Annotated in this window: 1 protein-coding gene; it reads left to right on the top strand. The window is 72.5% G+C overall.

All coding sequences use genetic code 11. From position 1 onward, the window contains the following. Positions 1-294 precede the first annotated feature (294 nt). A partial coding sequence (locus ACFY6U_RS52155) for an NB-ARC domain-containing protein (protein ID WP_390050216.1) occupies positions 295-1,256 on the top strand: 962 nt, incomplete at its 3' end.

Raw genomic sequence — 1,256 nt, forward strand, 5'->3', positions numbered from 1 at the left:
GAGGAGCTGGGGGTTGATCCGGGTCCGGGTCTGCAGACGCTGTACCAGCGGGTGCTGCGCGCGGACGCCCGGCTCCTGGCCGTGCCGTCCACCACCATCCCTGCTCCTGCTCCTGCTCCTGCTCCTGGTTCTGGTTCTGCTCAGGGCGGTGTTCCGGATTCGGCTTCTGCTTCTGGTTCTGGTTCTGCTGGTTCTGGTGCTGTGGGGGAGGGTGTTGGTGGGTTGCCGGTGGTGCCGGCGCAGTTGCCTGCGGCGTTGGCGGCGTTTGTGGGGCGTGAGGGGGAGCTGGCGGAGATGGACCGGCTGCCGTCGGGGGGTGCGGTGGTGGTCAGCGCGATCGCGGGGATGGCGGGGGTGGGCAAGACCACGTTCGCGGTGTACTGGGCGCGCAGGGTCGCCGGCCGGTTCCCCGACGGGCAGTTGTATCTGAATCTGCGGGGTTTCGATCCGGCCGGTGCGCCGGTCGTGGCGGAGCACGCCCTGCGGATGCTGCTGGAGTCGCTGGGCGCCGACGTGCACGGGCTGCCCCAGGACGTGGACGCGCTCGCGGCCCGCTACCGCACCCTGCTCAGCGGCAGACGGGTCCTGGTACTGCTGGACAACGCCCGCGACGCCGCGCAGGTACGGCCCCTGCTGCCCGGGGCACCGGGCTGCCTGGTCATCGTCACCAGCCGTAACCGGCTCGCCGGACTGGTCGCCGTGGACGGCGCCCATCCCCTGCATCTGGGCGTGCTGAGCCTGCCCGAGGCCCGTGCCCTGCTCGCCCGGCGTCTGGGACCCGCCCGGATCACCGCCGAAGCCGAAGCGGCCGAGGAGATCATCACCCGCTGCGCCCGCCTCCCGCTGGCCCTGTCCGTCATCGCCGCCCGCGTGGCGACCCGCTCCGCGCTCTCCCTGGCCGCGGTCGCCGCCGAACTCCGCAACAGCACAGCCCAACTGGACGCCTTCGACGGCGACGACACCGCCGTCGACGTACGCGCCGTCTTCTCCTGGTCCTACCAGGCCCTGACCCCCGACGCCGCCCGCCTGTTCCGGTTCCTGAGCCTGCACCCCGGACCCGACATCACCCTGCCCGCGGCCGCCGGCCTGAGCGGACACACCCCCCAGCACACCCGGCAGCTGCTCTCCGAACTCGTCCAGGCCCATCTCGTCGACGAGACCCAGCCCGGCCGCTACGCCTCCCACGACCTCCTGCGCGCCTACGCCACCGAACTCACCCAGACCACCGACCCGCCCCACCACCTCCACACCGCCCG

The sequence above is a fragment of the Streptomyces sp. NPDC013157 genome (assembly GCF_042899865.1).
In the GTDB taxonomy this organism is placed as follows: Bacteria; Actinomycetota; Actinomycetes; order Streptomycetales; family Streptomycetaceae; genus Streptomyces.